Annotated in this window: 7 protein-coding genes; all 7 read left to right on the top strand. The window is 29.3% G+C overall.

Annotated features, from left to right (window positions below; all coding sequences use genetic code 11):
- Positions 1-948 precede the first annotated feature (948 nt).
- The 7 genes from HGB55_RS14140 (at position 949) to HGB55_RS14170 (ending at position 9,997) form a co-directional block, all read left to right on the top strand.
- On the top strand, positions 949-2,787 hold the full coding sequence (locus HGB55_RS14140; protein WP_168817599.1) for a retropepsin-like aspartic protease: 1,839 nt from the start codon (positions 949-951) through the stop codon (positions 2,785-2,787).
- 288 nt (positions 2,788-3,075) lie between these two features.
- A complete protein-coding gene (locus tag HGB55_RS14145; RefSeq protein WP_168817601.1) occupies positions 3,076-4,419 on the top strand; it encodes a DNA adenine methylase in 1,344 nt (447 codons plus the stop codon).
- Positions 4,409-5,374 (top strand): Dam family site-specific DNA-(adenine-N6)-methyltransferase, encoded by a 966-nt coding sequence (locus HGB55_RS14150; RefSeq protein ID WP_168817603.1) that lies wholly within the window; start codon positions 4,409-4,411, stop codon positions 5,372-5,374. Before HGB55_RS14145 ends, HGB55_RS14150 begins: the two co-directional genes overlap by 11 nt.
- A gap of 3 nt (positions 5,375-5,377) precedes the next feature.
- The gene (locus tag HGB55_RS14155; RefSeq protein WP_168817605.1) at positions 5,378-6,946 is read left to right on the top strand and encodes an AlwI family type II restriction endonuclease; all 1,569 of its coding nucleotides are present in this window, start codon (positions 5,378-5,380) and stop codon (positions 6,944-6,946) included.
- 359 nt (positions 6,947-7,305) lie between these two features.
- Positions 7,306-7,965 (top strand): hypothetical protein, encoded by a 660-nt coding sequence (locus HGB55_RS14160; protein ID WP_168817607.1) that lies wholly within the window; start codon positions 7,306-7,308, stop codon positions 7,963-7,965.
- A gap of 273 nt (positions 7,966-8,238) precedes the next feature.
- Entirely contained in the window at positions 8,239-9,048 is an 810-nt protein-coding gene (locus HGB55_RS14165; RefSeq protein ID WP_168817609.1) for an AraC family transcriptional regulator, read from the top strand.
- A 139-nt stretch (positions 9,049-9,187) separates the two neighbouring features.
- On the top strand, positions 9,188-9,997 hold the full coding sequence (locus tag HGB55_RS14170; RefSeq protein WP_247649232.1) for a carboxymuconolactone decarboxylase family protein: 810 nt from the start codon (positions 9,188-9,190) through the stop codon (positions 9,995-9,997).
- Positions 9,998-10,483: the final 486 nt, after the last annotated feature.

Here is a 10,483-nt window from a genome sequence, read left to right on the forward strand (position 1 = left end):
CAACAACGTATATAGCTCATTGTGGCGGAATTTTTTAATTGAAAAATTCCTTATATTTATAATCAAAATTGCTTCGGCGGAAAAATCTCGCTGATTTTCCCACAACGAAGCCATATACAAACCCGTTGCCTAAAATAACGAGATTGGAACTTGGCAGAGAAATTTTTCTTCAAAAATAATGATTTACTAAAGCTGAAAATTAGTCCGATTTTGAGCATTATTCCGGAATGAATTTTTTAAGTAGTTTTCTTCCAAAACTAAAATTCTGCTCCGGCTGAGAATTGCTCTGAGAACTCTTCTCTCCTACTTTTATCATCCTGCTAAATTGAGAAAGTTAATGAGTTGAATTCGTTAAGTTGATTTAATTTTCGTTTCGTGGGAGTTTTTCTCTTATTTTTAGTTTTCTAAGCTTATTTTCTACTAAACCGATAAAAACGAACTCGTTTGAATGATTTTTAGACTGTTTTAGTTGTTTTTTATCATTTCTACTAAACTGAAAAATTCTCAACGATTGATTTTTTAGATAATTCGTTTTCTTTTTATAATTAGTACTAAACTTGATAAATAAAACTCAAAAGAAAGATTTTTTGATTGTTTTAGTTGCTTTTCATCATTTTAGTAAACTGAAAAATTACAACTTCTTTCAAGTGAATTTGAGAAATATCACGGAATGAAAAATGAGAATTGAAACCATCAGGTATGAGAAATGAATCGATTAAATTTGAACAATGAATTAATTAAAATTCTGCTTAATAATGAAAAATTAGATATGATTTGAAATGGTTACTTTAGGCAACAACGTATATAGCTCATTGTGGCGGAATTTTTTAATCGAAAAATTCCTTATATTTATAATCAAAATCGCTTCGGCGGAAAAATCTTGCTGATTTTCCCACAACGAAGCCATATACAAACCCGTTGTGCAACATATCTCAAAAACCGAACACTATGAGAAAAATTATACTTTTTTTATTAATTATCTTCACTACAAACGAAGTTCTTGCTCAAACCACAATTAATTTAGATAGAACAAACGGTGTTTATACAGTTCCTTGTAAAGTTAATGGAATACCTATGAACTTTATTTTTGACACTGGAGCATCGAATGTGACTATCTCATTAACTGAAGCAACTTTTTTGATTAAACAAGGTCTTTTAGGTGAAAATGATATTAAGGAATCTGTAAAATATCAAATTGCAAATGGAGATGTAAACGAAGGAACTAATATTATATTAAGAGAAATTGAAATTGCGGGTTTAAAAATCCAAAATGTAAAGGCAACAATTGTTCACGAACAAAATGCACCTTTATTGCTTGGTATGTCAGCCTTAAGTCAATTAGGCAAAATCGAGATTGAAAACAACAAATTAATTATAAATGATTTTTCTTTCAAAAAAAATAAAGAAAATGTTGATTTTGACAAAGAAATAAAAGAAACTATTGATTGGATTAACAGCATATTTGTAAAGTATCAATTTGAAACGCTTGATTCTAATAATGATGCCATCAAACACAAAGCAAATATTAAAGAAATAATAAGAATAAAGGAAATTGATTATATTCATTGTTTTCTCTCACAGGAAACATCTCGCTCATATGCTTCTTTTAAAGCTCAATATTTAATTCCAGTAAATAAAATAAATAGTATTCATTTTAATAATCGAACATCTAATTACAATTTAGCTATAAGAATAAAAAACAATGAGAAGTCAATTATTACGCAATTTGACTATAAAGATGGTGTAACTTTAAATGACGTTACTGATGAATGTGGTTTTGTGCTTGACAAATCAATTGATGAAAAAAATCTGAAACCTAAATTAAAAAATGCTTTTGAATATATTATTGATTTGTACAAAAGTAAACCTATGATTAACAATACTTCCTTAAACTCTAAAGAAAATAAAGAAATTACTATAAAATATAAAAATGGAGTTGAAGTTTTTAATATTAATCTTGGTAACGAACAACATAATTATAAAGAAGATAAAGAATATTTTTGGTACACAGAATTTTCCAAAATAAAATCTACAAAAGGTGGAAGTGGCGGAAATTTGCTTAATGGAAACTATAAATTTTATGATGAAAATGGGAATTTATTAATTGACGAAAATTATTCTATGGGTTTAAAAGATGGTGATAGAAAAAAATGGGATGAAAAAGGTGAACTAACAGAAATTAATAAGTATGAAGATGGAGTGTCAGTTTATTGGAAATATCATCCAGACGGAGATGATGGTTGGGTTGAACAAATTGGAGAAATGTTAAATGATGGCTGGATTAAAAATTCGTACACAAAATATGGTCGATTAGTTGCTAAACAAGAAACATTTTTTGATGAATTAGATAAAATTAAAAAACTAAAGACGAAAACAACTCTATATTTTTCAAATTCAGAAAATCAGATAAAAGAAGTTTTCATTACACCTATGATGTTTAATAATTCACTAATCGGTAAATACCAAAAATATTATGAAAACGGACAAATAGAAGTTAGTGGAGAATTTTTTGATAGTTTCAAGAACGGAATTAAAAATTACTTTGGGAATATCAGAATTGGCGATTGGAAATGGTATAAAGAAAATGGAGATTTAGATGGGCAAGGAAAATATAAAGCAGAATTGGAATATTGGGATAATGGTAATATTAAATTCGTATATGGTATGATTTACGACAATAACGAATGGATTAAACACGGCTTTCAATATTCGTTTAATGAAGATGGTAAAGGAATTGCGGGAAAATCGGAATATACTTGGGGTGAACTAAAAAAAACTGATGATTAAAATACGTTGCACAACAATGGCTATAAGTAATTGCTTGTTATCGCCTACTTCTGAAAATCCGCGAGGATTTTCAGCTTGGTGTGTACTTGCAAAGTTAAGAGCTAACCCACGCAACTACTCATAGCCGAGACCGTTGTACACAAGCTTGAATCCAGCCGCATATTTTAGCACATTTGGTTTTTGCCAACGCATAAAACCAACGCTGAAAAACCAAAAGAGCTAAAATTTTCCAACGCTCGAATTGATTAACCAAACAATATTTTTATATTTGACAAAAAAAGTCAAATTATGTTGGATACAATAATTTCAATTGGAGATACTCTCAAAGAAATACGAGAAACAAAAGGATTTCATCTTCAAGAAGTTGCAGATAAAACTTCTATTAACTACACCTCATTGAGCAGAATAGAAACAGGCAAACGACTTCCAACAAAAATTCAGGTACAGAGTTTAGCTGAATTTTATAGTTACAGCGAAAACGACTTAATTAGACAACTGATTAGTGATAAAATAATCTATGAAGTTCAAAATGAGGATTTAGGGCTTGAAGGTTTTCATCTTGCGGAACAAAAATTAAAATATGGCTTAAATCTTTTCAATGACTATAAAAATCAAGAAAAGTTTCAGCTACAAAGCAGAAGATATATTGGAAACAAGGCAAAATTGACAGATTGGATAATGGAAATTATAGAGTCTGAAACCGAAGGAAATGGAACTTTTATTGATATATTTTCAGGCACTTCTATTGTTGCTAAATCTGCAATGGAAAAATATAAAACCATAATTCTAAACGACATACTCTACTCTAATAACATTACATACCAAGCATTTTACGGAACTTTAAAATGGAATTCAAGTAAACTTGTTGAATTAGCTAATGAATACAATACTTTAAACCCAAAATCAATTAGAGAAAATTACTTCTCAAAAAACTTTGGGGGAAAATTTTATGAAAAAGAAATTTCAAAGCAAATTGGCTTCATAAGACAGGATATTGAAAAGAAAAAACAGAATAATGAACTCAACTCAAGAGAATATGCAATTTTGCTTACTTCCCTAATTTATACTATTGACAGGCTTGCAAATACTGTAGGTCATTTTGATGCTTACATCAAAAAGCCAATCACTAAAAGACCTTTGAATTTTAGATTAATTGAGACATCAGATTTTAAGGGAGCAAAAATATATCAAGAAGATGCTAATGAATTAGCAAGAAATATCAAAGGAGATATTGCATATATTGACCCACCATACAATTCAAGACAGTATAGCAGATTTTACCATATTTATGAGAATCTTGTTCAATGGAAAAAACCAAAATTATATGGAGTTGCTCTAAAACCTGAACCAGAAAATATGAGTAAATATTGTACTGTTGAAGCAAAAGACACTTTTAAAGATTTAGTTGAAAATTTAGATGTAAAATATTTAGCAGTTTCATATAATAATACATATAAATCAAAAAGCAAATCATCAGCCAATAAAATTAAATATGAAGAAATAGTAGAAATTTTACAAAATATTGGAGAAACAAAAATATTTGAACAATCTCATACATTCTTCAATACAGGTAAAACAGAATTTAATGACCATAAAGAATTTTTATTTCTAACAAAAAAATATGACAAATAAAAACAACGTATTTCGCTCACCATTATTTTATGTTGGAGATAAGTATAAACTATATCCAAAAATTAGTCAATATTTTCCTAAAAAGATAAATCGTTTTATTGAGCCATTTACTGGTGGAGGTTCAGTATTCCTCAATGTTAGTGCAAACGAATATCTATTGAACGATATTGACTCAAAAGTTATTGAGATTCATAACTTTTTAGAAAAACAAGCCGAAAATCCTGATTTGTTCTTCAAAAATGTGTTTGAAATAATTCAAGAATATAAATTATCACATTCTTACATAAAAGACATTGTTCCTCAAGAATTGAGAGATAAATGGAAAAAAACGTACTATGCAAAATTCAACAAAGAAGGTTTTAATAAACTAAAAAAAGACTATAATTCTGGTAAAACTAATACAACTCTTCATTTATATATTCTATTGATTTATGGTTTTAATCGTATGTTAAGATTTAACTCAAAAGGAGAATATAATCTACCTGTTGGTAATGTTGATTTTAACAAAAACACTTTAACTGCATTAAATAATTATTTTTATTTAATCAAAAAGAAGAAAACTACATTTCATAATTTAGATTTTCTTGATTTTTTTGATAGCATAAATTTTCAAAAAGATGATTTCATATATCTTGATCCACCATATTTAATTACATTCAGCGAGTATAATAAATTATGGAACCAAGAAACAGAAAAAAGATTACTTGAATTTCTCGTATATTTAGATGTACAAAATATAAATTTTGCAATATCAAATGTAACACATTATAAAGGAAAAATAAACGAACAATTTTTAAAGTGGAGCAAAAATTATTATTCATTAGATATAAAAAGTAATTACATCAGTTATCACGACAATTCTAATAAAGAATTTAGGGAAGTTTTAATAACTAATTATCAACCAAATAAATCTGTTTCTAAAAAAACAGTGAGAGCAACAGAAACCTATACCTAATAAATGGCAAAAGAAAGAATAAAAAGAAAGCCAACTCATAAACAAATGGCTTTTGAAACAGCAGTTAGAAACCCTGAAAGATATATTGAAATATTGAGTGCTGTTTCTGAATTTGAAGGAACAATACTTAATGATAAAAATCTGCTAAAAATAGTTTCTAAACTCTATCTCAATGGTATAGTTTCAAGTGAAGAAATTGAAATTACCGAAAACACAGAACTTGAAGATATCAAAGACCAAGTTATCGAAGTAAATAGCACTCGGAGAGCAGATGGTGGTTTTCCTGCCGGTTATACTTCTCGCTTTTGGACATATATGCGAACGCCTTCAGAATTAGGTTTTGTCTACGCTCGGTACAATGAAGCTTTTAAGCTTTCAGAAATTTGTAAAAAATTAATTTCTTCAGAAATTGACGAACAAGAAGCCTTCTCTATTCAAGCAATAAAGTACAATCGTAAAAATCCTTATCGCAATGTAAGTAATGATTTTAATTTTTTCGTATTTATATTAAATGTCCTAATTGAATTAAAAAAAGAGGGTAAATCTTTAAGCTATGACCAATTCATTGTTGCAATGTTTAGTACAAATGGAAATGTTAACGCGTTTCTTGAATTAATAAAAAATAACAAATTCAAAGACTATGATGATGTTTACGAATTTGTAAAAAAAGAATACAAAGTCAATACTAAATTTAAAACAATAACTCAAGATTATCCTGATGTTGTTCGAAGAGTATTTATAATATCAGGTTTTATTTCTATACGTTTTACTGGTAAAAAATTAATTCAAATCAACGAAAGTAAACTCAAGTATATTGAGAAACTTTTAAAATTTGACTTTAAATTAAGTGATTCAGAAAAGTCGATAGCAATTGAATATTTTGAAAAACTAGACACTCAAAATGACGAATTGTTTGAACTGATTACTTCGTTTCGAAAAGAAGACGTTATTGACGGAGAACAATATGTCAACAAAATTTACAGTATAATAGAAGATTACGGAATAAACGAAGAAATAATTATTGAAAGTATTGAGAAAATTGGAACAAGAAGAACAGTTATAGATGAGTTTAAAGAAATACCAGAACCATTAAAATTGGAGTTTTTCATATCAATTTTAATTGCTTTAAAATATGGTAAGGAATATGCTATAAGACCAAATTACAAAGCCGACCATATTGGAAAACCATACTCTCACGCACCAGGAAACAAAGGAGATATTGAAATTTTCTCTAAAGAGCTTTATTGGTTAATAGAAGTTACACTAATAAGAAATAAGACTCAACAGTTAAATCACGAAACTGCAAATGTTATTAGACATTTATATTCAAATGAGGAATTTGATGATAGATTAATAAAGTATTTATCATTTGTTGCACCTACAATTCATCAAGACGTAAGAGAGTTTTTCGATTTTTCTATTGTAAGAAGTAAATCTAACAACTATGATGTAAATATTAAACCTTACGATTTAAACGAATTTGTTGATGTAACTATGGTTAGTGAAAATTTTGATGATATGAGAAACTATACAAATAATGTTATTGAAAGTTTTAAGAACAATTTGAATTAAGCCAACGTTAGAAGCTATACACATTTTGAATAAATTATAACAAATTAGCAACAAATTCATATATTTGTTTAACAAATTGCTAAAGGAAAAGAAAACTTCCTTTAAATCATTACAGTAAACAGTAAAAATTAGAACATTAACGTTAAGCAGCTAATAAATAGCTATAAGCAATACGTTAATGACATTAAGCAACAGAAGAAGTGCTTTAAGCAACGCATAAATAACGTTAAGCAATCGGAGAAAGGCTTTAAGCAACACACCAAAAGCTTTAAGCAATAGAAAAAGAAAAATATAATACTGGCGAGTATCAACAAGAAGTACGCAATAAATACAAGTTTAATTAAAAATTGCAAAAAAATATGGCAACAAGACCAACATTATCTGAAGCAGAGGCTTTAGAACAGTACCGAGTATCATTTGAAAACGTTGAAAAACAATCTGAAATCTCCTCAGTTATGGCAGAGTTTGGATATGATCAAACTTTGTTAACAGAAGGAAAAACCTTATTAACAAAAACTCAAACAGCTTATAATAACAATAAAACAGAAGACAACGAGACTGTAACAGCTTACAATAAATTCTCAACTTCTAAAGAGAATTTAGTTAAAGTTTATGGATTACATCGTAAGAAAGGAAAAGTAGTTTTTAGAAAAGATGAAACAACATTGAAAAATTTAGGTTTAAAAGGGAGTTTACCTCAAGCTTATATAAAATGGTTAGAAGCGGTTAAGAAATTTTATTCAACAGCTATTGGAGACAATGAAATTGAAACCAAACTAGCACGATTAAAAGTGACTCCAACCGAATTACAAGACACAGTTACATTAATTGCAGAGTTAGAAACCAACAGAGCCGAGTATTTAAAAGAAAAAGGAGAAAGTCAAGATGCAACAAAACTGAAAGATACCGCATTCGGAGAACTTGACGATTGGATGAGAGAGTTTTATGCAGTAGCAAAAATTGCATTAGAAGACAATCCACAGTTGTTAGAATCATTAGGGAAATTTGTAAGAAGCTAATAGTTTCCCAAGAGTAAGCACATTGGCAAACTCGCACGAGCCACGCTTCGCCACAGTTTGCCAAAGAGCTTACAACCTTCAACAAAACAGAAAAATTAAAACACCAACGATTAAAAAAGCCAGTGTACAACACTGTATAAACCAAATTGCTAAATTTCGTAAAATAGAATGTTTCTTAATACTAATTTTATTATTTTTAACAAAGAAAAATTGTAACACAAAAATCGCAACTTGGCTTATACAAACACGTTGTAAGCAATTAAAATCAACCTCTTGCTGAAAGAATATTCCATATCGGACATTATCATATCCAACCCAAAAGAAAAGTTTTTCTACGTAGGAACTTTTGAGGGAACGGAAGACCCAAATGTTGAATGGCCACATAGACACGATTTTTATTCGATTGTTTGGTTTACAAAAAGCACAGGAATTAATGTAATCGACTTTGAGGAATACGAAATCAAACATAATAGGCTTTTTTTGATGCAACCAAAACAGGTTCATAATTGGTCCTATTCAAAAGATTCTAATGGTTATATTATCGTTTTTGACAAACATTTTTTAAAAGAAATAACAGATTTTGTAGACAAACCCTTTTTTGATTTATCCGATAAGGCTATAAAACTTCTAAAACCTTTATTTGAAAATCTCATCGAAGAATTTAAGAAGAATGACAAATTGAGCGAAAAAATAATAGTTCAGGGAATTTCATACTTGTTACTTCAATTAAAAAGGTTGTCAAATGAAAACCCTCAAAACAAGGAAATTAAATCAAAAACCATTTTAAAATTTTCAAAATTAGTATCGGACACCATTTCCGAAAATACTTCCGTAGATGAATATGCTTCAAGATTAAATTTAACCATTAAAAAACTCAACGAAATATGCAAGAAACATTACGGACAAAGTCCTAAAACAATCATCTTGGAAAAGAAAATAACGGAAGCTAAACGATTGCTCTACTTTACTGATTTATCGGTAAAGGAAATCGCTTTTCAACTTGGTTTTGAGGACAGTTCCTATTTTTCAAGATTATTTAAACAGAAAACAAACCTTTCGCCCACAGAATTTAAAAGCACCTGAAATTCAGGAAAAAGTCCTGCACAGAAACTTCTTTCAACCATTAGTTTTGCCTAAAAACAGAATGAATAATTTAACAATTTTAATACTCACTTTATTCATTGTCGTAAATGGATATGGTCAGACAGAAAATCAAAAAAAAATGGATAGTACAAAAAGGGAACGATTTGAAAGAGGTTGGGAAAAACTAAAAGAGATTGACGGAGAGGCGGGAGAAAAAGTAATTGAAAGTCTTAAAGATATTTCGCCCGATTTGGGAACTTTCATAATAGAATACGCTTTTGGGGATATTTACACAAGAAATGGCTTGGATTTAAAATCCAAAGAAATTGCTGTTGTCGCAGCTTTGACTGCAATGGGAAACGCCCAACCACAATTAAAAGTCCATATCAACGGAGCTCTGAATACAGGAAGTACAATAAACGAAGTCAAAGAAGTGATTTTACAAATGTCCGTTTATTCAGGTTTTCCGAGTGCAATTAACGGAATGAACGCCTTAAAAGAAGTTTTAAAAGAACGACAAGAACACGGAATTAAGGACGAAATAGGTAAAACGGCAACTGACACAACGCAAATCGACCGACTAAAATCAGGAGAACAAGAACTATCAAAATTGGACAGTTTGCAAGTGGACAGATTAAAAAATGCTTACAATGATTTTTCACCTGAATTGGTGAAATTCACATTGGAGTATGGATATGCCGATATTTTTTCAAGAGACAACCTCGACCCTAAACACAAACAAATTTCAACTATTTCAGCTTTGACAGCATTAGGCAATGCACAACCTCAATTGAAATTCCATATCAATGCAGGTTTAAACATCGGACTTACCAAAACCGAAATTAAAGAAATTATGCTTTTAATGACAGTCTATTCAGGTTTTCCATCAGCTATTAATGGAATAAATATATTGAAAGAAGTCATAGAAGAAAGAAAAGAGAGAAAATAACTGCTTACAACAATGTATATAAAAAATAGCGGAAAAAGTGCAAGTCTAAAAGGCTTGTGCTTTTTTGTATATTTGTATACAGCTGAAAAGTTCGTGCTTTAAAACCGCTACTTTTCATATACGAAACCGTTGGGTAAAATGGGGGAATTTCAGGCTGAAATTCCTAATTTGAGTTTTATGAGTTTAAAATATCAAACTGTCTGAGACACAAGCCGAAAAAATTATGGAGATAAAAAAGCTTGAAAACTACTTCTACTCTATTGAAAGAAAATTAAAGCAGAAAGAGTTGAGCAATGAATCCGAAAATAGAAAGTTGAAACGTAAAAAACTCATTGAAACGTGAGATTTTAGCACAATGACGGAATTATAAGTTGAAACGGAAAGAATTAAGCACAACGCCGGAAATGAGCAATGAAAATGGAAAAACTCATTGAAACGTGAGAGTTGAACTGAAAAATATTCAAGAATAATTAAAACTTAACGATA

The organism is Lutibacter sp. B1, from assembly GCF_012524075.1.
Lineage (GTDB): Bacteria > Bacteroidota > Bacteroidia > Flavobacteriales > Flavobacteriaceae > Lutibacter.